22 protein-coding genes are annotated in these 21,475 nt (G+C 72.6%); 17 read left to right on the plus strand and 5 right to left on the minus strand.

Going from position 1 to position 21,475, the window contains the following annotated elements:
- Positions 1-36: 36 nt before the first annotated feature.
- From C8054_RS01130 to C8054_RS01140, 3 genes are all read left to right on the plus strand, one after another.
- On the plus strand, positions 37-342 hold the full coding sequence (locus C8054_RS01130) for a type II toxin-antitoxin system VapB family antitoxin (protein WP_107154773.1): 306 nt from the start codon (positions 37-39) through the stop codon (positions 340-342).
- A 4-nt stretch (positions 343-346) separates the two neighbouring features.
- A complete protein-coding gene (locus C8054_RS01135; RefSeq protein ID WP_107154774.1) occupies positions 347-1,507 on the plus strand; it encodes an acyl-CoA dehydrogenase family protein in 1,161 nt (386 codons plus the stop codon).
- Between the two features lie 99 nt (positions 1,508-1,606).
- Positions 1,607-2,371 carry a DUF4230 domain-containing protein gene (locus C8054_RS01140; RefSeq protein ID WP_107154775.1) on the plus strand — a complete coding sequence of 255 codons (765 nt, stop codon included), beginning with the start codon at positions 1,607-1,609 and terminating at the stop codon, positions 2,369-2,371.
- A gap of 50 nt (positions 2,372-2,421) precedes the next feature.
- Here C8054_RS01140 and C8054_RS01145 read toward each other — a convergent pair whose 3' ends face one another.
- Together C8054_RS01145 and C8054_RS01150 are read right to left on the minus strand one after the other, a co-directional pair.
- Positions 2,422-2,625 (minus strand): PspC domain-containing protein, encoded by a 204-nt coding sequence (locus C8054_RS01145; RefSeq protein ID WP_107154776.1) that lies wholly within the window; start codon positions 2,623-2,625, stop codon positions 2,422-2,424.
- 178 nt (positions 2,626-2,803) lie between these two features.
- The gene (locus C8054_RS01150; protein ID WP_107154777.1) at positions 2,804-3,718 is read right to left on the minus strand and encodes an alpha/beta hydrolase; all 915 of its coding nucleotides are present in this window, start codon (positions 3,716-3,718) and stop codon (positions 2,804-2,806) included.
- Positions 3,719-3,825: 107 nt separating this feature from the next.
- Here C8054_RS01150 and C8054_RS01155 point away from each other — a divergent pair, with 107 nt between their 5' ends.
- The 9 genes from C8054_RS01155 to C8054_RS01195 all read left to right on the plus strand — a co-directional run bounded on the left by C8054_RS01155 (position 3,826) and on the right by C8054_RS01195 (position 14,962).
- On the plus strand, positions 3,826-4,302 hold the full coding sequence (locus tag C8054_RS01155; protein ID WP_107154778.1) for a MarR family winged helix-turn-helix transcriptional regulator: 477 nt from the start codon (positions 3,826-3,828) through the stop codon (positions 4,300-4,302).
- 122 nt (positions 4,303-4,424) lie between these two features.
- A complete protein-coding gene (locus C8054_RS01160; protein ID WP_107154779.1) occupies positions 4,425-5,795 on the plus strand; it encodes an L-serine ammonia-lyase in 1,371 nt (456 codons plus the stop codon).
- A 65-nt stretch (positions 5,796-5,860) separates the two neighbouring features.
- The gene (locus tag C8054_RS01165) at positions 5,861-6,688 is read left to right on the plus strand and encodes an ABC transporter permease (protein WP_107154780.1); all 828 of its coding nucleotides are present in this window, start codon (positions 5,861-5,863) and stop codon (positions 6,686-6,688) included.
- Positions 6,689-7,432 carry an ABC transporter ATP-binding protein gene (locus tag C8054_RS01170; protein WP_107154781.1) on the plus strand — a complete coding sequence of 248 codons (744 nt, stop codon included), beginning with the start codon at positions 6,689-6,691 and terminating at the stop codon, positions 7,430-7,432.
- 11 nt (positions 7,433-7,443) lie between these two features.
- Entirely contained in the window at positions 7,444-9,402 is a 1,959-nt protein-coding gene (locus C8054_RS01175; RefSeq protein WP_199199471.1) for a DUF5941 domain-containing protein, read from the plus strand.
- A 16-nt stretch (positions 9,403-9,418) separates the two neighbouring features.
- Positions 9,419-11,608, plus strand: a complete 2,190-nt coding sequence (locus C8054_RS01180) for a bifunctional glycosyltransferase family 2 protein/CDP-glycerol:glycerophosphate glycerophosphotransferase (protein ID WP_107154783.1) — start codon at positions 9,419-9,421, stop codon at positions 11,606-11,608.
- A gap of 104 nt (positions 11,609-11,712) precedes the next feature.
- Complete coding sequence (locus tag C8054_RS01185; RefSeq protein WP_107154938.1) at positions 11,713-13,023, plus strand: ABC transporter ATP-binding protein; 1,311 nt, start codon at positions 11,713-11,715, stop codon at positions 13,021-13,023.
- 98 nt (positions 13,024-13,121) lie between these two features.
- Entirely contained in the window at positions 13,122-13,697 is a 576-nt protein-coding gene (locus tag C8054_RS01190) for a winged helix-turn-helix domain-containing protein (RefSeq protein ID WP_158273774.1), read from the plus strand.
- Positions 13,697-14,962 (plus strand): MFS transporter, encoded by a 1,266-nt coding sequence (locus tag C8054_RS01195; RefSeq protein WP_107154785.1) that lies wholly within the window; start codon positions 13,697-13,699, stop codon positions 14,960-14,962. Before C8054_RS01190 ends, C8054_RS01195 begins: the two co-directional genes overlap by 1 nt.
- Positions 14,963-14,998: 36 nt before the next feature.
- Here the strand turns inward: C8054_RS01195 and C8054_RS01200 are convergent, their stop codons facing one another.
- Positions 14,999-15,214: a hypothetical protein gene (locus tag C8054_RS01200; protein WP_233219436.1), complete on the minus strand. Its 216-nt coding sequence runs from the start codon at positions 15,212-15,214 to the stop codon at positions 14,999-15,001.
- Positions 15,215-15,426: 212 nt separating this feature from the next.
- Between C8054_RS01200 and C8054_RS01205 the strand changes: the two genes are divergently transcribed.
- Together C8054_RS01205 and C8054_RS01210 are read left to right on the plus strand one after the other, a co-directional pair.
- Complete coding sequence (locus C8054_RS01205) at positions 15,427-16,227, plus strand: helix-turn-helix transcriptional regulator (protein ID WP_107154787.1); 801 nt, start codon at positions 15,427-15,429, stop codon at positions 16,225-16,227.
- Positions 16,218-16,406 (plus strand): DUF397 domain-containing protein, encoded by a 189-nt coding sequence (locus C8054_RS01210; protein ID WP_107154788.1) that lies wholly within the window; start codon positions 16,218-16,220, stop codon positions 16,404-16,406. Before C8054_RS01205 ends, C8054_RS01210 begins: the two co-directional genes overlap by 10 nt.
- Before the next feature lie 222 nt (positions 16,407-16,628).
- Here the strand turns inward: C8054_RS01210 and C8054_RS01215 are convergent, their stop codons facing one another.
- The gene (locus tag C8054_RS01215; RefSeq protein WP_107154789.1) at positions 16,629-17,168 is read right to left on the minus strand and encodes an ATP-binding protein; all 540 of its coding nucleotides are present in this window, start codon (positions 17,166-17,168) and stop codon (positions 16,629-16,631) included.
- A 15-nt stretch (positions 17,169-17,183) separates the two neighbouring features.
- Entirely contained in the window at positions 17,184-17,708 is a 525-nt protein-coding gene (locus C8054_RS01220) for a hypothetical protein (RefSeq protein ID WP_107154790.1), read from the minus strand.
- A 106-nt stretch (positions 17,709-17,814) separates the two neighbouring features.
- On the opposite strand from C8054_RS01220, the gene C8054_RS01225 reads away from it, so the two are divergent.
- From C8054_RS01225 to C8054_RS01235, 3 genes are read left to right on the plus strand one after another with little or no spacing between them, the layout of a single operon-like run.
- On the plus strand, positions 17,815-18,282 hold the full coding sequence (locus C8054_RS01225; protein WP_107154791.1) for a DUF4442 domain-containing protein: 468 nt from the start codon (positions 17,815-17,817) through the stop codon (positions 18,280-18,282).
- A gap of 47 nt (positions 18,283-18,329) precedes the next feature.
- Positions 18,330-19,082, plus strand: a complete 753-nt coding sequence (locus C8054_RS01230) for an HAD family phosphatase (RefSeq protein ID WP_107154792.1) — start codon at positions 18,330-18,332, stop codon at positions 19,080-19,082.
- A complete protein-coding gene (locus C8054_RS01235; protein ID WP_107154793.1) occupies positions 19,079-21,451 on the plus strand; it encodes a glycoside hydrolase family 65 protein in 2,373 nt (790 codons plus the stop codon). The genes C8054_RS01230 and C8054_RS01235 overlap by 4 nt, the downstream gene beginning before the upstream one ends.
- The last annotated feature ends 24 nt before the right edge of the window (positions 21,452-21,475 follow it).

Raw genomic sequence — 21,475 nt, forward strand, 5'->3', positions numbered from 1 at the left:
ACATCGTCAGCCCGGCCTGGGGGAGGAGAGCACGCGGTGATCTTCAGGGCGGTCCGGGACGGGCGTCCCTACCCGGAGCACAACTTCACGCTGAAGCAGTGGGCCGAGATCCCACCGCGTCCACTGCGGCTGGCCGAGCTCATCACCACCAAGCGGGAGTTGGCGCTGGACAAGCTGCTCGCCGAGGACTCCACCTTCTACGGCGACCTCTTTCCGCACGTGGTGCAGTGGAACGGCGGCCTGTACCTGGAGGACGGCCTGCACCGGGCGTTGCGCGCGGCGTTGCAGCAGCGCAACCAGATCCATGCCCGGGTGCTGGTCCTCGGCGACCAGGGGGAGTGACGACGTGACCACGCTCGACCTGCTCGACGTCGACGCCTCGCTGAGCGAGGAGGAGCGGCAGATCCGGGCCGTCGTCCGCCAGCTCGTGACCGACCGGGTCCGTCCGCACGTCGCCGGCTGGTACGAGGAGGGCGACGTGCCGGCCCGTGAGCTGGCCCGCGAGTTCGGCAAGCTGGGCCTGCTCGGCATGCACCTGACCGGGTACGGCTGTGCCGGCGCGTCGGCGGTCGCGTACGGGCTGGCCTGCCTGGAGCTGGAGGCCGGCGACTCGGGCGTCCGCTCGCTGGTCTCGGTGCAGGGCTCGCTGGCCATGTACGCGATCTGGCGCTTCGGCAGCGAGGAGCAGAAGCAGCGCTGGCTGCCGGCCATGGCGACCGGCGACGCGATCGGCTGCTTCGGGCTGACCGAGCCGGACCACGGCTCCGACCCGGCGTCGATGGCCACCCGGGCCCGTCGGGACGGCGACGACTGGATCCTCACCGGCGGCAAGATGTGGATCACCAACGCGCCGATCGCCGACGTCGCGGTGATCTGGGCCCGCACCGACGACGGCGTGCGGGGTTTCGTCGTGCCCATGGACACGCCGGGCGTGACGACGCGGGAGATCCGCCGGAAGATGTCCCTGCGTGCCTCGCTGACCGGTGAGATCACGCTCGACGACGTGCGGCTGCCGGCGGATGCGCGGCTGCCCGAGGCGACCGGGCTGAAGGCGCCGCTGAGCTGCCTGACCGAGGCCCGGCACGGCATCGTCTGGGGCGCGCTCGGCGCGGCCCGCGACTGCCTGGAGACCACCCTGGCGTACGCGACCACCCGCACCCAGTTCGGCCGGCCGCTGGCCGGTTTCCAGCTCACCCAGGCCAAGCTCGCCGACATGGCGGTGGAGTGGAACAAGGGGCTGCTGCTGGCGCTGCACCTGGGCCGGCTCGCCGACGCCGGGTCGCTGCGGCCCGAGCAGGTGAGCGTGGGCAAGCTGAACAACGTCCGGGAGGCGCTGGCCATCGCCCGGCAGTGCCGCACCATCCTCGGCGCGAACGGCGTCTCCGGGGAGTACCCGATCATGCGGCACGCCGCCAACCTGGAGAGCGTGCTCACCTACGAGGGCACCTCGGAGATCCACCAGCTCGTCATCGGCCAGCGGCTGACCGGGCTCTCCGCCTTCGCCTGACCTGCGGTTTCACCCGATCGGGGCACTCGACGAGCGAGTGTCGCACAGTCCCCGTACCGTCATTGTCAGTCGATGTGTCGGACGAGGACGGTGAGGGCGATGGCCCGCGACGGTGACACCCAGCAGCCCACCAGGGAGTTCCCGGAATACCCGACCAGTGAGTCCCGGCCCGACCGGGCGGACGCCCCGCCCGAGCCCGGGCCGGGCGCCCGGCCCTCGGCCGGCGGGGCCGCGCGGGGCCTGCTCTGGGTGCTCGGTGCGGCGGCACTGGCGGTGGTGGTGCTGCTCGGCGTGCAGGCGACCGGCCTGCTGCCGGACTTCCGCAACCCGTTCGCCAAGGAGCAGACCGACCGCAGTCAGCCGCCGCTGCTCAAGTCGATCCGTGACCTGAGCCGTTACGTCGCGGCGGAGGGCAACTTCCAGGTGGTGGTCGACGTGCAGAAGGACCGGCGCAACGTGCCGGACTTCCTGCTGAACGAGCGCACGCTCTTCGTCGGGGCGGGCCGGGTCGAGGCGTACGTCGACTTCGCGAAGATCGCCGACGGGGCGGTGGTGGCCTCCGACGACGGCAAGTCCGTCGAGATCAAACTGCCCGCGCCGCAGCTCGGCGAGACCGACCTGGACATGGACAAGAGCTACGTCTTCGCCGAGGAGCGCGGTCTGATCAACCGGCTCAACGACCTGGTGGCCGGTGACCCCAACCGGCAGCAGCAGGTCTACAAGTTGGCCGAGGACCGGATCACCGCGGCGGCCCGGGACAGCGGGCTCGCCGCCCGGGCGCAGGAGAACACCCGCAAGATGCTGGAGGGGCTGCTGCGCTCCCTCGGCTACCAGCAGGTGACGGTCACCTACACGGCGCCCTGACCTCGCACGACGCGCCCGCCTTCCGGGGCGGGCGCGTCGTCGTGTGCGGGTCAGCGGGTGGCGAGGTGGCGGTCCTCGTTCGGCATCAGCACCCACAGGATCAGGTAGACGATCACCTGGGTGCCGGGCAGCAGCAGCGACAGCAGGAACAGCAGCCGGACCATGCCGGCCGACATGCCGAAACGCCTGGCGAGGCCGGCGCAGACACCGGCGAGCATGCGCCCCTCACGAGGCCGGACCAGTTTGCGACTCATCGTCGTCTCCCACTTCTGCGGCGATCCGCCGCGCTGATTCCACGCTAGGTCTCCGGTGCGCGTCGCGCCCTCGGCCCCGAGGAGGATCGGCGACCCGGGCACCCGTAGGTACATACCCCCGCACACCCCTTCCGACGCCCCCACCGGCCACTCCTTGATCACCCGTTCGCTCCCGCCCCTACAGGTGGTTCGCGTAGAAGCTGGTGAGTCGGTCGACGGCGGCGTCGACGTGTGCGGGTTCGTCGTACATCTCGTAGTGGCCGGCGCCGTCGATCACCATGAGGTCGACGGGGTTGGGGGCCAGCTTCCACAGCCGCATGCCGGTGTCGTAGGAGCCGGTGTTGCCGACGCGTCCGGCGAGGATGACCTGGAGTGGCTGGGTCATGAGCCGATCGGCCAGGTGGAACGCGTCGTAGCCCAGCAGGAGGGAGTCGCTGCGCAGGAGGCGCCGGTTCGTGGAGTGTTCGTTACGGCCGCGCTCGGTGCGGTAGTAGGTGACGGCCTGAGTGGTGTCGATGTCGGTCAGGCCCGCTGTGGTGGCGTCCTCCAGGGTGTCGGGCAGCCAGTTCACGCGGGTCGTCTCGCCGGAGCGGGCCTCTTCGGTCCGCTCGTCGGCGAGGGCGTCGAGTGCTGCGGCCGGGCCGTCGGGGGAGAAGCCGCGGAACGCCGCGCCGATGTCGACGGGGACGACCGTGCCGACTGCCTTGATGCGATGGTCCGTGCGGGCGGTGTGCACGGCGTAGCCGCCACCGGCGCAGACGCCGAGGACGCCGATGCGCTGCGGGTCGATGCCAGGGATGGTGGCGAGCACGTCGATGGCGTAGGAGATGTCCTCGCCTCGGCGGTAGGGGTCTTCGAGGTCGCGCGGCTCGCCCTCGCTCCGACCCTGATGGGCGGGGTCGAGGACGAGCGCCGCGATGCCGCCGGCGGCGAGACGGGAGGCGTAGTTGGCGCCGATCTGCTCCTTCACGCTGCTGCCCGGCGTGGAGAGCACCACGGCGCGCAGCGGTGCGCTGCCGTCGGCGTGGTCGGGCAGGTGGAGGTCCGCGGCGAGGTTGATGGGCCCGCGCGGGATCGTGAGGTGCTCAAGCATGGGCCGGCTTCCTTCGTGGGATTATGTTCCATAGGAGTCAAGTACAAGTAAACACATTGTACGAGATGGAACTAGTACGAGACTGTACCACGTGATGGAGGGGTCGCATGTCGGTCGACGGGGCGCAGCTGTGGACGCTGAACCAGCGGCTGCTGGGCGAGGTGATGGATGCCTGCACGGGGGAGCTGGCCGAGGTCGGGTTGGAGACGAAGGAGTTCTTCGTCCTGGCCGAGGTGGAGGCGTCGCCGTACCCGGCCGAGATCGCGACGGCACTGCTGCTCCCCAAGGCGAGCGTGACGGTCTACGTCCGCAACCTCGTCGCCAAGGGGTTCATCCGGCGCGAGATCGACGACGCGGACCTGCGGCGGCACCGGCTCGTACTGACCGCTGAGGGCACAGCGGTGCGGGATCGCGCGCTCGCCGCCCTCGCGGCGGAGTACGACCGCAGGCTGGCGAGGATCACGCCGCGCGACCGCACCGAGCTGCGGCGCATCCTCCAGGAGATGCTCGCGCCCGCCGGGGAGCCGGGAGCCGGGAGCCGGGCGTGGGGCGGGGTGAGGGCGGGTACTGAGCTGGGCGGGTAGGCTCGCCGGTCGGCGCCTCCACCCTTGGCGCCGGCCGTTCGAACCCTGCTGAACCAGGGGCGCGGCATCGCACCGGTTCGGAACCGCACAACGGGGACGACGGCGAGGAAAGTGCAGCAGCCATGATCAGTGTTTTCGACCTCTTCAGCGTCGGTATCGGGCCGTCCAGCTCGCACACCGTCGGGCCGATGCGGGCCGCCCGGACGTTCGTGGGTGGCTTGAAGGCCGACGGGCTGCTCGCCGACGTGGCCCGGGTGCAGGCGGAGCTGTTCGGCTCGCTCGGCGCCACCGGCCACGGCCACGGCAGCGACCGGGCGGTGCTGCTCGGGCTGGAGGGCGAGGCCCCGGAGACCGTCGACACCGACACCGTGGGCGAGCGGATCACGCGGATCCGGGACGCGCGGCGGCTGCGCCTGCTGGGCAGCCAGGAGGTCGACTTCGACCCGGACCGGGACCTGGTGCTGCACCGCCGGCGCTCGCTGCCGTACCACCCGAACGGAATGACGTTCGCGGCGTACGACGCGGCCGGGCGCGAGGTGCGGGCGCGCACCTACTACTCGGTGGGCGGCGGGTTCGTGGTGGACGAGGCGGCGGCCGGGGCGGACCGGATCAAGCCGGACACCACCCGGGTGCGGCACCCGTTCCTCACCGGGGCGGAACTGCTCGACGTCACCACCCGGACCGGCCTGTCGATCAGCGAGGTGATGCTCGCCAACGAGCTGTCCTGGCGCAGCGAGGCGGACGTCCGCGCCGGGCTGCTGGACATCTGGCGGGTGATGCGGGAGTGCGTGGAGAGCGGCTGCACCCGCGACGGCGTACTCCCGGGTGGGTTGAAGGTCCGGCGCCGCGCCGCCGAGCTGCGGCGCGGCCTGGAGGCGGAGACCGGCGCGGACGACCCACTGCGCGCGATGGACTGGGTGACGTTGTTCGCGCTGGCGGTCAACGAGGAGAACGCGGCCGGCGGGCGGGTGGTGACCGCGCCGACGAACGGCGCCGCCGGGATCATCCCGGCCGTGCTGCACTACTACACCCGCTTCGTGCCCGGCGCCTCCGACGAGGGCGTGGTCCGGTTCCTGCTGGCGGCCGGCGCGATCGGCGTGCTGTTCAAGGAGAACGCCTCGATCTCCGGCGCGGAGGTGGGCTGCCAGGGCGAGGTCGGGTCGGCGTGCTCGATGGCGGCGGCCGGGCTGGCCGAGGCGCTGGGCGGCACGCCGGAGCAGGTGGAGAACGCCGCCGAGATCGGCATGGAGCACAACCTGGGGTTGACCTGCGACCCGGTGGGCGGGCTGGTGCAGATCCCGTGCATCGAGCGCAACGCGGTGGCCAGCATCAAGGCGATCACCGCGGCCCGGCTGGCGCTGCGCGGCGACGGCGTGCACCACGTGTCACTGGACAAGGTCATCAAGACCATGCGGGAGACCGGCGCGGACATGAAGGTCAAGTACAAGGAGACGGCGCGGGGCGGGCTCGCGGTCAACGTGATCGAGTGCTGACCCCGTTGGGGTGATCCGGTGCCCGAGCCGGGAGGTGCCGCGAAGAACAGCGCGACGATGGTGCGGTGACGTCCGGCGTCGCGGCGCTCTGGTCCGCCCGCACCTCGCTGCGCATCCTGGTCCGGCGGGATCTCGCGGTGAAGTACCAGCAGTCGGTGCTCGGCTACCTCTGGTCGCTCATCGAGCCGCTCGGCATGGGGCTGATCTACTGGTTCGTCTTCGGCGTGCTCTACTCCGGCGCGACCCGGCGGCACCTGGGCGAGGCGGCCGGCTCGTACCCGCTGTTCCTGATCACCGGGATCTTCGCCTGGATGTGGGCCAGTTCGGCGCTGACCGAGGCGGCCGGCGCGCTGACCGGGCAGGCCCGGCTGATCACCACGATGAACCTGCCCCGGCCGATCTTCCCGATCGGCCGGGTCGCCGGCCGCTTCGCCGAGTACCTGGCCGGCCTGCCGATCCTGGCCGCCATCGCGGGGCTCTACGCCAGCCAGGGGAAGATCCACCCCGGGTGGAGCCTGCTCGCCCTGCCGTTGGCGGTGGCCGTGCAGTTCGTGCTGCTGGTGGGCCTGGCGCTGCTGCTGTCGGCGGGCAACGTGCTGATGCGCGACATCGAGCGGACCATGCGGCTGGTCATCCGGCTGCTGTTCTACGCCACCCCGATCATCTATCCGTTCAACCTGGTCCGGGACTCCGGCATGCCCGGCTGGCTGAAGCTCGCGTACGAGCTGAACCCGCTGGTCGGGATCTTCCAGTTGCACCACGCGGTCTGGTACCCGGACGAGTTCCCGGACGCCCGGCTGCTCACCGTGACCGTGGCGGGCAGCGGGCTGGTGCTGGTGTTCGGCTGGTGGGCGTTCCGCCGCCTGGAACCGGCCGTGCTGAAGGAACTCTGAGTGCCGCCGATCATCGAGGCGGACGGGCTGGGCATCCGGTTCGTGCGCAACCGGCGGCGGCAGTTGCGGCTGCGGGAGCTGATCGTGCACCGGGGCGCGCGGGACCCGGACGCCGGCCGGTTCTGGCCGCTGCGGGACCTGTCGTTCCGGATCGAGCCGGGTGAGACGGTCGGCGTGGTGGGGCGCAACGGCACCGGCAAGAGCACGCTGCTGCGGTTGATCGCCGGGGTGCTCATCCCGGACGAGGGCACGATCTCGGTGCACGGCCGGGTCGCGCCGCTGCTGGAGTTGTCCGCCGGGTTCTCCGGCGACCTGACCGGCCGGGAGAACCTGTACCTGGTGGGCGGGCTGCACGGGCTCTCCCCGGCGTACCTGCGGCGGCACTTCGACGAGATCGTCTCGTTCGCCGGTGAGCAGGTGGAACGCGCCATCGACACGTCGGTGCGGCACTACTCGTCGGGGATGAAGGTGCGATTGGGCTTCGCGGTGATCGCGCACCTGCCGCACCCGGTGTTGTTGGTGGACGAGGTGACCGCGGTCGGGGACGCGGAGTTCCGCGCCAAGTGCTATGCGACCATCGAGCGACTTCTCGCGGAAGGACGCACGTTGGTGCTGGTGTCACACAACGACAAGGACCTCACCCGGTTCTGCCGTCGGGGGCTCTACCTCGACGCCGGACGGCTGATCGTCGACGGGACGATCGACGAGGCGCTGGCGGCCTACGCCGACGCGGCGCAGCGGTGACGCTCGCGATCGTGCTCGCCGCCGGGCCGGCGGCGGGCGGAGCCACCGAGGGCGCGGAGCCGCCGGCCGACCGGCTGGCCGCGCAGTGGCGGCGGGCCGGGGCGGAGCAGGTGCGGGTGGCCGCCGACCTGGGCGAGCTGGCCGACCTGGTGGCCGGCGCGACCGGCCCGGTGCTGGTCAGCGGCGTCGATCTGGTGGCGCACACCGCCGTACTCCGGCATCTCGCGACCAGCCCGGTCGGGCCGACGGTGGCGTTGGTGCTCACCGACCCGGCGGCCGCAGGGCAGGCGGTGGTGCGCGAGGAGCGCGGCCAGGTGGTCGCGGTCGGTGACGCGGCGGACGCGACGGGCGTGTTCGGCGGCGCGCTGCGGGTCGGCGCGGCCGACCTGCCGGCGCTCGTCGACGCGGCCCGCGCGGCGTCCGCGTCCGCCCCGGCCGCGCCCGCGGCCTCCGGCGTCGAGCCGGGTGGGCTGCTCACCGCGCTCGCCGGGGTGGACCGGCTGGTGGCCGGGCTCGCCGCCCGGGGCGCCCTGATCTTCGCCCATCGGGTACGCCTGCTCGTCGCGCACCGGGTCGGCGACGCGGCCGGACGGGCGGCGGCCGAGGCTGAGGTGGCGGCCGTCGACGAGGACCGGGCCGAGCTGAAACTGTCGGTGAAGGAGCGGGACGACTTCTTCACCACGTTCTTCGTCAGCACCTGGTCGCCGTACGTGACGAAGGCGGCGGCCCGGATCGGGATCGGCCCGACCGGCGTCACCATGGTCTCGGTGGCGTTCGCGGTGGCGGCGGCGGTGCTGTTCGGCGTCGGTGGCCGGCCCGCGCTGGTGGCCGGCGCGGTCCTGCTCTACCTGGGGTTCGTGCTGGACTGCGTGGACGGGCAGTTGGCCCGCTACACCCGGCACTTCAGCGCCTGGGGCGGCTGGCTGGACACGATGGCCGACCGGTTCAAGGAATACGTCGTCTACGCCGGTCTCGGGTTCGGCGCCACGCACGCCGGGTTCCGCTACGGCTGGGCGCTGGCGCTGGCCGCGATGACGTTGCAGACCGTGCGGCACATGACCGACACCTGGTACGGCGCGCTGCACGACGAGGCGGCCCGCCGGCCGAAGGTGGTGTCCGGCGACGCGGGCGGCATCGGCGGGAAGCTGAACGCCGCGTCGACGAGGGTGCAGGCGGACACCGGCTCGGTGTCGTACTGGCTGAAGCGGACCGTGGTGTTCCCGATCGGTGAGCGGTGGGCGCTGATCGCGCTGGCCGCCGCGCTGTTCGGGCCGCTGGTGGCGCTCTGCGCGGTGCTGGTCTGGGGCACGTTGGCGTTCGCGTACACCGGGGCGTTGCGGACGCTGCGGGCCCGGTGGATGCGGGTGCCGGTGCTGACCACTGTCGACACCGGCCTGCACCGCGACGACGGCCCGCTGGTGCGGACGCTGCCCCCGGCGCGGGGGCCGCTGCTGCTGGCGGTGCTCGGCGCGCTCGGCGCGGCCGGGATGCTGGTGTGGGCGCTGCGCGCGGTGCACGGCGGGGGCGACCTGCCGATCTGGGCGCCGGTCCTCGCGCTGGTGCTGCTGCTGGGCGCGGCGCAGGGCGCGCGGACGCCGCACGCCGGGGCACTGGACTGGCTGGTGCCGGCCGCGTTGCGGGCCGCCGAGTACCTGTTCGCCATCGCGGTCGGCGTGGCCGGGCGCGCGCCGGCCTGGTTGATCTTCGGGTACGTCCTGGTGCTGACGCTGCACCACTACGACCTGACCGCCCGGCTGGAGAAGCGGCAGTCGGCCCCGCCGCTGCACGTCGCCACGCTGGGCTGGGAGGGACGTTCGGCGGTGCTGGCAATCGCGCTGATCGCCGGAATCGCGAGTATTGCTCTGGCTACACTCGGTGCGTACCTTTTCGTGGTTTTCGTCGTGAGCGTGGTCCTCGCCTGGGTGGTCCTGCCGGCCCGCGCCCGTGGGGGTGTGCGCTCGCCGGGCTGACGGAGGGCGGGCCGGCATGACCCTGATCAGCTTCGTCGTGCCGGCCTACCGGGTGCAGGGCTACCTGCGGGAATGCCTCGACTCGATCCTCGACCAGCCGTTCGGCGACGTCGAGGTGATCGCTGTGGACGACGCCTCCCCGGACGCCGGTGGCGAGATCCTGGCCGAGTACGCGGCCCGCGACCCCCGGGTCCGCCCGGTGCGGCTCGCCGACAACGTCGGGCTCGGTCCGGCCCGCAACGCCGGGCTGGACCGGGCCACCGGCGAGTACGTGTGGTTCGTCGACGGGGACGACTGGCTGGCGCCCGGCTGCCTGCCGCACGTCGCCGACCGGCTCCGCGACACCCGCCCGGACGTGCTGGTCGTGGACCACGTCCGGGCTCACTGGAACTTCGTCGGCACGCGCAGCGCCATGCGGGACGTCTTCCCGGAGTCGCCGGGCCCGGCCACGTTCACGCTGCGGGACCGGCCGGAGACGTTGCGGCTGCTGCACACCGCCTGGAACCGGCTGGTCCGCCGCGAGTTCCTGGTCGAGCACGGGCTGCGTTTCGCACCCGGCTGGTACGAGGACGTCTCGTTCAGCTATCCCGCGCTGATGGCCGCCGACCGGATCGGCGTGCTGGACCGGGTCTGCCTCAACTACCGGCAGCGCCGCACCGGCGCGATCACCCGGACCCGGGGCGACCGGCACTTCGAGGTGTTCGCCCAGTGGCACCGCGTGTTCCGGCTGATGGACCGGTGGGCCCCGGCGGTGGACGGGCTGCGGCCGGTGGTCTTCGAGCGGATGATCTGGCACTACCTGACCGTGCTCGGCAACGGGGAGCGGATCGCGCCGGAGCTGCGCGCGCCCTTCTTCGCCCAGATGCACCAGGACTACAGGCGGTTCCGGCCGTCCGGCGGCTACCCGGTGCCGCCCGGTGTGGAAGGGCTGAAACACCGACTGGTGGCGGCGGGCCGGTGGCGGACGTTCAGCGCGCTGCGCGGTGCCCACCAGGCCGGGGAGACCGCCCGGCGGACGGCCGGCCGGGCCCGGCGGCGGGTGACGCCGGTGGTGCGGCGGACCGCCCGGCGGGCCCGCGACACCGCGTTGCACGAGTACTACCGGGCCGAGCTGCGCCGCCCGATCGACCCGACGCTGGCCGTCTACGCGGCCTACTGGTACCGGGGGTACGCGTGCAACCCGGCCGCCGTCTACGAGGCCGCCCGCCGGCTCGCCCCGCAGGTACGCGGCGTCTGGATCGTCCGGCGGGACCGGGTCGCCACGCTGCCGCCGGGCGTGGAGTACGTGGTCGCCGGCACCCCGGAGTACCACCGGGTGCTGGCCCGCGCCCACTGGCTGGTCAACAACGTCAACTTCCCGGACTTCGTCCGCAAGCGTCCCGGCTCGGTGCACGTGCAGACCCATCACGGCACGCCGGTGAAGGTGATGGGTCTGGACCAGCAGCGCTACCCGGTGGGCGCGATGGGCATGGACTTCGCCGGCCTGCTGCGCCGGGTGGACCGCTGGGACTACAGCGTCACCGCGAACGCCTTCTCCACCCAGATGTGGGAGCGGGCGTACCCGGCCGACCACACCACGCTGGAGGTCGGCTACCCGCGCAACGACCGGCTGGCCCGGGCCACCGCCGACGAGTGCCGCCAGGTCCGTGCCGCGCTGGGCATCGGCGCGGACGAGTACGTGGTGCTCTACGCGCCGACGCACCGCGAGCACCTGCCCGGCTGGCGTCCGCCGTTCGACCCGGACCGGATGCGGGACGTGCTCGGCCCGGCCGGGCGGCTGCTGATGCGCAGCCACTACTTCCACGACCGGGAGCGACGGCCGCGTGGGCCGGCCGCCGGCGGGGTGCTGGACGTCAGCGACCACGAGCGGGTGGAGGACCTCTACCTCGCCGCCGACGTGCTGGTCACCGACTATTCGTCGGCGATGTTCGACTACGCCGTGCTGGACCGGCCGATCGTGGTCTACGCGCCGGACTGGGACGCGTACCGGGTGGCCCGGGGCGTCTACTTCGACCTGCTGGCCGAGCCGCCGGGCGCGGTCGCGACGGACTTCCCCGGGCTGCTGGACGTCTTCGGCTCCGGCGCGGTGAACGGCGGGGCGGCCGAGCGGGCGCGGGCCGCGTTCCGGGCCCGGTTCTGCGCGCTGGAGGACGGGCACGCTGCGGATCGGGTGGTCCGCCGCGTGTTCCTCGGCGAATCCACGTAATAAGACTGTCACGAGCCGAACATGGCACGTTTACCCGATGTGCGAACCGGATGATCCTGGTCACAGTCATTCCCGGGTTCGGGCGAGCGACTGGGGAGGTGACGGTGGCCACCGTCGCGCTCAAGGATGTCACCAAGGTGTTCCAGGACGGAACAATCGCGGTCGACAACATAAATCTGGACGTCAACGACGGCGAGTTCATGGTGCTGCTGGGCCCGTCGGGCTGCGGCAAGTCGACAGTGCTGCGGATGGTGGCCGGCCTGGAGGATCCGACCTCGGGCGCGGTCATGCTCGGCGGCGAGCTGGCCAACGACCTGCCGCCCCGGGACCGGAAGATCGCCATGGTCTTCCAGGACTTCGCGCTCTATCCGCACATGACCGTCGGTGACAACATCGGCTTCCCGCTGCGGCTCTCCGGCATCGAGCCCGGGGCGCGCGGCGAGCGGATCCAGGACGTGGCGGGCGCGCTCGGCATCGGCGACGTGCTCGCGCGCAAGCCCAGCCAGCTCTCCGGCGGCCAGCGGCAGCGGGTGGCGATGGGCCGGGCGATCGTCCGGCGGCCCGGCCTGTTCCTGATGGACGAGCCGCTGTCCAACCTGGACAGCGGGCTGCGCGCCGAGCTGCGGGCCGAGATCTCCGCGCTGACCCGGGAGCTGGGCGTCACCACCATCTACGTCACCCACGACCAGGCCGAGGCGCTCACCATGGCCGACCGGGTGGCCATCATGCGCAAGGGCGTGCTCCAGGACGTCGGCACCCCCACCCAGGTGTACGGGCGACCGGCCACGCTCTACGTCGCCGCGTTCCTGGGCAGCCCGCGGATGAACCTGCTGGAGGCGTCCGTCTACGTCCACCTCGACCGGTACGTCACGCTGAGCCTCGGCGACCAGGCGCTCTACCTGCCCTGGGACGACATCCGCAGTCGCGCGGTGGCGCACTACCACGGCGAGCGGATCGTGGTCGGGCTGCGCGCCGAGGCGCTCACCCCGGTCGCCCCGGACACCCCGGGCGACGTGCTGCACGGCCGGATCCGCTACCTGGAGCACCACGGCCACGAGTCGCTGGCCTTCCTCGACATCGGCGCGACCGCGATCGTGGTCGACGAGATGGGCACCCCGGTCGAGCGGACCGCTCCCGGCCAGCGCGGCCTGCGCCGGTTCGGCCAGGTGGTGCAGCGGCTCACCGGCCGGTCCGCGGAGGCCGCCCCGCCGACGCCGGCCCCGAACGGCGGCGGCAACCGCACCAGCGTGCTGCCCGACCCGGGCCGGCACCACCGCCGCCCGGCGGAACTGGCGGTACGACTGGCCCCGTACCCGCAGGTGTCGGCCGGACATTCGCTGGCGGTGCAGGTGCGGATGGACGCGTTGCACTTCTTCGACGAGCGCGGCGACCGCATCGACGTCGGCTGGCGATGAAAGGAGGGGGCCCCTCTTAACGCTTTCTGCATAGGAGGGGGCCCCGCTTAACACCGCGCGGCAAGCCAAGATGTCTTGGCCAAGGTATGTTGGCTTTCATGTCACCCCAGCAGAAGCGGCAGATCACCGACCCGCAGGCGCTGCGCGCGCTCGCCCACCCGCTCCGGCTCACGCTCCTCGAACTGCTGACCGTCGACGGACCGGCCTCCGGCCGGAAACTGGCGGACCGGACCGGCGAGTCCACGGCTTCCGTCAGCTACCACGTCGGCCAGTTGGCCAAGTGGGGCCTGGTCGAGCCGGCACCCGAGTTGGCGGAAGGCCGCGAACGGCCCTGGCGGGCAACCAGCCGGGGGATCACCTGGTCCGCGACCGGCGACGGATCACCGGAGTTCGTGGCCGCGTCCCGGGCGCTGCGGGAGCAGTTCATCGCGCAGCGGCTCGCCGCGCTGGAGGCGTACCAGCGTCACCAGGACGACTTCGACCCCGCCTGGCAGGAAGCGGCGTGGGTCGGCGAGGACGTGGGCCATCTCGACCCGGACGAGCTGGTCGAGATGACCGAGCGCATCAAGGCGGTCGTCGGCGAGTACACCGCCGCCGCCCGGCCGCGCAGCGCCCGCGCCCGCCGCGTCGCTTTCTTCGGGTACGCGGTCCCGAGCCCCGACGGACCGAACTGATGCGGCGTACGCCCGGATTGTTCGCCCTGTTCGCGGCGAAGCTGCTCTCCACCTTCGGTTCCTGGCTCACCCTGCTGGCGCTGCCGTGGTTCGTGCTGGTGACCACCGGCTCGCCGGTGCGGATGAGCGCCGTGCTGGCCGCGGAGTTCCTCGGCGTGGTGAGCCTGGGCCTGCCCAGCGGTCGGCTGGTGGCCCGGCTCGGGGTGCGCCGCACCATGCTGATCTGTGACGCCGCGCGCGCACCGCTGATGGCGCTCATCCCGCTGCTGCACCAGGCGGACTGGCTGAGCCTGCCGGCCCTGCTGGTCGTCTCGTTCAGCCTCGGCGCGTTCACCGCTCCCTACGTCTCCTCGCAGCGGCTCATCCTGCCCGACCTGCTCGGCCCGGCGCGTGGCGGCGACGAGAAACTGCTGGCCCGGGCCAACGGCCTGATCGACGGCGCGACCCGGATCGCCGCCCTCGCCGGCCCCGCGCTCGGCGGCCTGCTCATCGCCCTGCTCGGCCCGGTCCAGGTGCTCTGGATCGACGCCGGCACCTACCTCGTCTCGTACCTCATCCTGCTCGCCTTCGTCCGACCGGCCGCGACCGACGAGACCGCCCCGTCCGGCGCGCAGCGGGTCGCCGACCCGGCGGGCGGGCAGGGCGGCACCTTCGCGGGCCTGCGCTACGCGCTGCGCCATCCGGCGCTGCGGCTCTTCGTGCTCGCCCAGACGTTCGTGACCCTCTCGATTCCCGCCGTGTTCATCTGCCTCCAGGTGCTGGTCCGGGAGGAGTTGGGTGGTGACCCCCGGACGTTGGGGCTGCTCACCTCGGCGAACGGCGCCGGCCTTGTCGTCGGCAGCCTGGTGGCCGTCGCCGGCCTGGGGCGGATGACCAGACCCGCGCTCACCGCCGCCGCGCTGGTGCAGTGCGCGCCGCTGTGGCTGCTGCTCGTCGATCAGGTGGCCGTGGTGGCCGGTGCGTTGTTCCTGGTCGGGCTGGCCACGCCGGTGCTGGCGGCGACCATCAACACGCGCGCCACCGTACGCGCCCCGGCGCTCCTCCGACCGCACGTGATGACCGCGGTGACGACCACCGAGAACCTGGCCGCGTTCGTCGGCTACACCGCTGCCGGGCCGGCGTTGCAGTTCAGCGGGCTGCGCCCGGTCTTCGCCGGGATCGCCGCCCTGGCTGCCCTCGGCGCGGTCACCTTCACCGCGGCCCTGCGCCTCGACCGGCCGGCAACCAAGGTGCCGGATCAGCGCCCGGCGGACGTCACCGCGTGACCGGACGCGCTCCCGAGCCCGTCTCAGCTCACGGGTTCACGCTTGACGCCCCCAGGCGACGAAGCGGGCGAACATGTCGGCGGGGTCCGGTGCGCCGGCCGGGTTCAGCCGGTAGAGGTCGCGGGTCGCCTCGTAGAACAGCCCGCACAGGTAGAGCGACAGGCTGACGTTGTTGTCCGCGTACTCGCTCTTGAGCAGCAGGCGGGCGGTCGGGCAGGGCCACTGCTGGCCGCACGCCCGGCAGCACCACATCGGACGCAGCGGTGTGTGCGGCGCGGCATGCCGGGGGTACGGGCGTTGGTTGGTCACGGGCGCTCCTGTCGGTAGCGGGTAACGGACGAGTTCAGCTCCGCTGCGTGACAGTGTCGTCACCGCGTCGCTAGGGTCGGAAGGCGTTCCACCCCCACCGTCCGGGCCGTCCGAGCGGCCGTCTTCCGTGTGCAGCCGTGTGCAGAGGTGTGCAGATGATCCGTATGGCGTTGTGGGAGCTGTTCGCCGGTGAGCTGCGCCGGCTCCGTTCCGAGGCCGGGCTGACCCAGGAGGCGCTGGGCGAGCGGGTGAGCTATTCGGCGTCGCTGGTGGCGGCCGTCGAGCAGTGCCGCCGCGCGCCGCGTGCCGAGTTCACCGAGCGCTGCGACGAGGTGCTCGACGCCGGTGGCCTGCTGGTCCGCATCCGGGCCGCGCTGGTGCAGGAGTCGCTGTTGCCGTGGTTCCGCGAGTGGGTGGGCATCGAGCAGGAGGCGACCGCGCTGCGCAGTTTCCAACCGCTGGTGGTCCCGGGCCTGTTGCAGACCGAGGAGTACGCCCGCGCGCTCTACGAGGGGGCCGCGCAGTTCGTCGGCGAGGCGCTGGAGCAGCAGGTGGCCGCGCGGCTGGCCCGGCAGGCGGTGCTGGACCAGCCCGCGCCGCCGCAGTTCGTGGCCGTGTTCGACCACTCGGTGCTGACCCGCCCGGTCGGCGGCCCGAAGGTGATGCGGGAGCAGTTGGCGCACCTGGTCGAGATGGGCCGCCGGACCCGGGTGCACCTGCACGTGGTGCCGGAGACGGTCGGCGCCCATCCGGGGCTCAACGGCGCGTTCGTGCTCGCCACCCCGGCCGACGGCGACGACGTGGGCTACCTCGACAACCAGATGCACGGCACAATCGTGGAACGGACGACGGACGTGAACTCCCTGCGGCAGACCTGGGAGTCCGTCCGCGCGGAGGCGATGCCGCACGGGGCGACCCTGGCGGCGATCTCGGAGGCGGCGAACCGATGGAGCTGACCGGCGCGACCTGGCGCACGAGCACCCGCAGCAGCGGCAACGGCGGCGACTGCGTCGAGGTGGCGGACAATCTGCCCGGCGTGGTCGGGGTCCGCGACAGCAAGGACCGGCAGGGGCCGGCGCTGACGTTCACGCCGGCGAGTTGGGCGGCGTTCGTCGCCCACACCAAGCGCGCCTGACCAGCCCCGCCACCGGCGCTTGCCTGTGACGGACGGAGGGCCGTGACCGTTGACGGGTGCCGGCGCCGACATCGGGCAGGCCGCTCGCGCTACATGGGCTCAGTCGGTGTGGCGGCCTCTGTCGCGAGCACGGCCGGCATGTCCGGGTAGGGATCCCTGATCGGTGCGCGGCCGTCATGTCCTAATGTCTCTTAATAAGAGACAACGAGCCGTCGCGCCTCGTCAGGGGACCGATGGCGGCCAGCGACGCGTGCGCCACTCGTCCCAGCTCGCGAACCCGGCCGGTGGGGCGTCGACGGGTTCACTGCCGTCGAGTTCACCGGGTGTGGGGATCTCGATGGTGGCGGCCCACCCGGCCAGTTCCTCGTCGGACATGGGCCACGTCGTGTGCGGCGCGTCGGCCTGCCGCTGATCGCGTCGCCGGCGCTGCTCGGTGGCGGTGAGTGCGAAGTAGTGCAGCTCCACGGTCGCGCCGAGGTCCGCCGCGGCCTGGCGGAGCGCGGAGCGCTCGTCCCGACTCCAGAGGCCGAAGTCGAGCACGATGTTGGTGCCGAGTTCGAGCGCGCGCAGGCCGATCTGGATGAGGCGTCCCTCGATCACGTCCTGCGCCGACGACGGGTTCTCGGGCCCGTAGAGGGCCTTCATCCACTCGTCCTTGGTGAGGCGAAGCGCCTGCCGCTCCCGTTCGATGCGCCGAGCGGCGGTGGTCTTGCCGGTGCAGGGAAGCCCCACGGTCAGATGCAGCGTCGGTCGCCTCGTCATCGCCACACCCAATGGTCACGCCTGGCGGCGTAGTTCGCGGAGTACGCCGTGCCGGCGGAGCGCCCACGCGAGGCGTCGGGCGCTCGGATGTCGGACGAACAGCACCGCCGCCCGGCGGATCAGACCGAACCGGTCGTCGCGCACCTGGCGGTCGACGGCCTGCCAGATCAGCTCGCGCACGTCGGCGCTGTCCAGCATCGTGCGCACCTCGCGGCGTACCGCGGGGTCCTCGGTCGCGGACGTGATGGCGGTGGCCCGGGCCGGTCGGTCCGCGAGCGGCTCGACCGCCGCGGCGACCAGTGGCCGGCGGACCGTGTCGCGCTCCAGCAGCAGCAACACCGCCTCCCGGACCTCGGTCGTCGCCAGGCCGGACCGCAGCAGACCCAGCAGGCTCCGCTCGACCTCGCCGTCCCGGTCCGGGCCGGACAGCGCGGCCAGCAGCACTGTCACCTCGTCGAGGTCGACGAGGTGACGCAGCCCGTCGCGGAACTCCGGCAGCCCCCAGGCCACCGTCAGCCCTCTGGCGAGATCGCGGTTCATGCGCCACTGGCTACCCGGGGTCGGCGGCCGGTGAAACGCCGGGGACGTCTTGCCATGCGGGTCGACTGGTGTTGCCCGCCAGGTTACCGGCGAGTAGCGTTCGGGCATGACCATCGACTCCCGGCAGGTGGCGGCCGGTCTCCTCGAAGCCGTGCCGTTCGCCCGTACGCTCGGCATCGAGATCGTCGAGGTGGCGCCCGAGGCCGACGGCGGGGTTCGCGCCGTGGTCCGGCTCCCCGACGACCCGGCGCACCACAACCACGTGGGCGGCCCGCACGCCGGCGCCATGTTCACGCTCGGCGAGACCGCCTCCGGCGCGGTGGTGCTGGCCGCGTTCGGGCAGGTGCTCGACCGGGCCGTACCGCTCGCCGTGACCGCCACCATCGGCTACCGCAAGGTGGCGATGGGCCCGGTGCTGGCGACCGCGCGGCTCGCCCGCCCGCCCGCCGACGTGCTGGCCGAGCTGGCCGCCGGGCAGCGGCCCGAGTTCGACGTCGAGGTCGAGATCGGCACCGAGGACGGCACCGTCACCTCGGCGCTCACCGTGACCTGGACGCTGCGCCCGAACCGCTGACCCGCGAAGCGGGTTTGCCCGGTGAGCCGCCTGGATAGATTCAGGCAATGCTGGGCCTACCCGCGCACGTGACCGCGTGTCTCTTCGATCTCGACGGGGTGCTGACGCAGACCGCCAAGGTGCACAACGCCGCCTGGGCCGAGACGTTCGACGCGCTCCTGCGACGCCGGTCCGCCGAAACCGGCGAGCCGTTCCGCCCGTTCGACAGCGGACCGGACTACAACCGGTACGTGGACGGAAAACCGCGTGCCGACGGAGTGCGATCGTTCCTGGCCTCCCGGGGCATCACGCTGCCCGAGGGCACCCCCGACGACCCGCCGGACGCCGACACCGTCAACGGCGTCGGCAACCGCAAGAACGTCGTCCTGCTCCAGCGCATCGCGCACGACGGCGTCGAGGTCTACGACGGCTCGGTGCGCTACCTGGAGGCCGCCACCGCGGCCGGGCTGCGCCGGGCGGTCGTCTCGGCCAGCGCCAACTGCGAGGCCGTGGTGCACGCCGCCGGGCTGGACCGGTGGCTGGAGGCACGGGTCGACGGCGTGGTCGCCCGGCAACGCGGTCTCCAGGGCAAACCGCACCCGGACACGTTCGCCGAAGGCGCGCGGATGCTCGGCGTCGAGCCGGCGAACGCCGCCGTCTTCGAGGACGCGCTCGCCGGGGTGGCCGCCGGCCGGGCCGGCGGCTTCGGGTACGTGATCGGCGTGGACCGGGTCGGCCAGGCCGATGAGCTGCGCGCGCACGGCGCCGACGTGGTGGTCACCGACCTCGCCGAGCTGCTGACCACGGAGTCGGCCCCGTGATCCGGGAACGGTCGTACCCGGTCGAGCCCTGGCACGTCCGCGAGGTCCGCCTCGACATGGACGTGCTGGCCCAGTCCGAGTCCGTCCTCGCGCTCTCCAACGGCCACATCGGGCTGCGCGGCAACCTCGACGAGGGTGAGCCGCACGGCCTGCCCGGCACGTACCTGAACTCGTTCTACGAGCTGCGTCCGCTGCCGTACGCGGAGGCCGGCTTCGGCTTCCCCGAGTCCGGGCAGACCATCGTCAACGTCACCAACGGCAAGCTGATCCGGCTGCTGGTCGACGACGAACCGCTCGACGTCCGCTACGGCGAGCTGATCGACCACGAGCGGGTCCTCGACCTGCGCGCCGGCACGCTCCAGCGGGAGGTGCACTGGCGGTCCCCGGCCGGCCGCGAGGTCAAGGTCCGCAGCACCCGGCTGGTGTCGTTCACCCAGCGTTCGGTGGCCGCGATCAGCTACGAGGTGGAGGCGGTCGACGGGCCGCTGCGGCTGATCCTCCAGTCCGAGCTGGTGGCGAACGAGTCACTGCCGCCGCAGAGCCGGGACCCCCGGGTCGCCGCCGTGCTGGAGTCGCCGTTGCTGGCGGAGGAGGAGCTGACCACCGACGACGGCGGCCTGCTCATCCACCGCACCAAGGTCAGCGGCCTGCGGGTCGCCGCCGCCATGGGCCACGACGTGCACGGCCCGGAACGCACCACCATCGAGTCCGAGGGGTACGAGGACTGGGTCCGCACCACAGTCGGCTGCGTGCTCAAGCCCGGCGAGAAGCTGCGGGTGATCAAGTACCTCACGTACGGCTGGTCCAGCCGACGGTCCCTGCCGGCGCTGCGCGACCAGGTCGGCGCCGCGCTCGCCGCCGCCCGGATGGACGGCTGGGACGGGCTGCGCCGGGCGCAGCGGGAATACCTGGACGCGTTCTGGGACGCCGCCGACGTCCGGGTCGAGGGCGACCCGGAGGTGCAGCAGGCGGTCCGCTTCGGTCTCTTCCACGTGCTCCAGGCCGGCGCCCGCGCGGAACGCCGGCCGATCTCCGCCAAGGGCCTGACCGGTCCCGGGTACGACGGCCACGCGTTCTGGGACACCGAGATGTTCGTGCTGCCGGTGCTCACCTACACCCAGCCGGGCGCGGTGAAGCACGCGTTGCAGTGGCGCTACGACACGCTGGCCCAGGCGCAGGAGCGGGCCCGCACGTTGAACCTCGAAGGCGCGGCGTTCCCGTGGCGCACCATCGAGGGGCCGGAGTCGTCGGCGTACTGGCCGGCCGGCACCGCCGCGTTCCACATCGCCGCCGACGTCGCCGACGCGCTGCGCCGCTACGTGCTGGTCACCGGCGACGAGGCGCTGGAGCGGGAGATCGGGCTGGAACTGCTCGTCGAGACCGCCCGGCTGTGGCGCTCGCTCGGCCACCACGACCGCGCCGGCCGGTTCCACATCGACGGGGTGACCGGCCCGGACGAGTACACCGCGGTGAAGAACGACAACGTCTACACCAACCTGATGGCGCAGCGGAACCTGCTCACCGCCGCCGACTGCGCGATGCGCTACCGCGACCAGGCGATGGACCTCGGCGTCACCGAGGAGGAGGCGGCCGCCTGGCGGGACGCCGCGAACGACATGCACGTCCCGTACGACTCGGACATCGACGTGCACGAGCAGGTGGAGGGCTTCACCAGGTTGCAGGAGTGGGACTTCGAGCACACGCCGCCGGAGAAGTACCCGCTGCTGCTGCACTACCCGTACTTCGACCTGTACCGCAAGCAGGTGGTGAAGCAGGCCGACCTGGTGCTGGCCATGCACTGGCGGGGCGACGCGTTCAGCGCCGCCGAGAAGCTGCGTAACTTCACCTACTACGAGCGCCGCACCGTCCGGGACTCGTCGCTGAGCGCCTGCACGCAGGCGGTGCTCGCGGCCGAGGTGGGCTTTCCCGAGTTGGCCCACCGCTACCTGCGCGAGGCCGCGCTGATGGACCTGCACGACCTGAACGAGAACACCCGCGACGGGGTGCACATGGCGTCCCTGGCCGGCGCCTGGATCGCGTTGGTCGCCGGCTTCGGCGGGCTGCGCGACCACGACGGGACGCTGTCCTTCACGCCCCGGCTCTCCAGCCGGCTCAGCCGCCTGGAGTTCTCGTTGCAGTGGCGGTCGATGCGGCTGCGGGTCGACGTCCGACCGCACCAGACCACGTACTCGCTGCGCAACGGCGGCCCGGACACGGTGCTGGACCTGCTGCACCACGGCGAGCCGCTGCGGGTCACCTGCGCCCGGCCGGTCACCGTGCCGGTGCCGCCCGCGCACCCGGCCGGGTCGCAGCCGGAGCAGCCGCCGGGTCGGGCGCCGCTGATGCACCTGCCGGAGCACGCCGGCTGAGGCCGCGCGGACCCGCCCCGGCGG

The organism is Micromonospora sp. RP3T (genome assembly GCF_003027925.1).
GTDB lineage: Bacteria > Actinomycetota > Actinomycetes > Mycobacteriales > Micromonosporaceae > Micromonospora.